Annotated in this window: 1 protein-coding gene and 1 pseudogene; both read right to left on the minus strand. The window is 71.4% G+C overall.

The genetic code is table 11. From position 1 onward, the window contains the following. Positions 1-285: LLM class flavin-dependent oxidoreductase (locus tag CCN35_RS26360; RefSeq protein ID WP_143631847.1), on the minus strand; the 285-nt coding region annotated here is incomplete at its 3' end. Between the two features lie 68 nt (positions 286-353). Then, positions 354-982: pseudogene (locus CCN35_RS26365) on the minus strand (LLM class flavin-dependent oxidoreductase); the annotation flags it as partial.

Raw genomic sequence — 982 nt, forward strand, 5'->3', positions numbered from 1 at the left:
GGTCAGGCCGAGGTGCTCGGTGACGGCGGCGAGCGCGGCGAGGACGGTGAAGGTGTCGGGGCGGCCGACGACGTCCAGGTCGTAGATCTTTCCGCCCTGTTCGCGCAGCCGCAGGCCCTCGGCGAGGAACAGGAAGTCGAACTTGGCGCGTTCGGCGGTCCGTGCGAAGTGCACGAAGGAGCTGAACTCGATGTGGCTGCCGGACCTCGGGTCGCTCCACACGGTGGTGTTGTTGACGCCGGGGAAGTGGGCGGCCAGGTGGATCTGCTTCAGCGGCTTGCTCATGGTCGTGGACGTCCCTCCGGCTCAGGCGGTGGCTGTGGCGGTGGCTGCGTAGCGGTTGGCCGGCCNNCGCGGCGCTGGAGTTCGGGGACCAGGCCCCGGGTGATCGCCGGGAGGTCGTGGCCGAGGACGGCGGGGCGCAGCCGGAAGCCGGTCAGTCCGGCGGACTGGAACTCCTGCAACAGATCGGCGAGTTGGGCGGGTGTGCCGGTGAAGACACGGGCGTCGCCGGTGTACGGCTCTCCCGCGAGGGCGTCCAGTCGCTCCCGGCGGGCGGTGGCCTCGGCCGGGTCGTCGTCCAGGAAGACCACCAGGTCCGCGAAGATGTGCAGCGGCTCGCCGGCACGGCCGGCCGTCCTCTGCTCGGCGCGGATCTCGGCGACGATCGCGCGGGCCTCGTCGGTGTCGTGCGGGGTGGTGTAGCCGATGTCCGCCTGCCGGGCCACGAAGCGGTACGGGACGGTGTGGTGGGCGAGGGCGCTGACGAGCGGCTGGCCCTGGGGCGGGCGGGGGGTGATGGAGGGGCCCTTGACGCTGAAGAACCTGCCCCGGAAGTCGATGTAGTGCAGCTTGTCGCGGTCGATGAAGCGGCCGGTGGCCACGTCCCGGATCTCCGCGTCGTCCTCCCAGCTGTCCCACAGGCGGCGCACCACCTCGACGTAGTCGGCGGCCTCGTCGAAGAGGTCGGTCAGCACCTGGT

Source organism: Streptomyces thermovulgaris, from assembly GCF_002155915.1.
Classification (GTDB): Bacteria; Actinomycetota; Actinomycetes; order Streptomycetales; family Streptomycetaceae; genus Streptomyces; species Streptomyces thermovulgaris.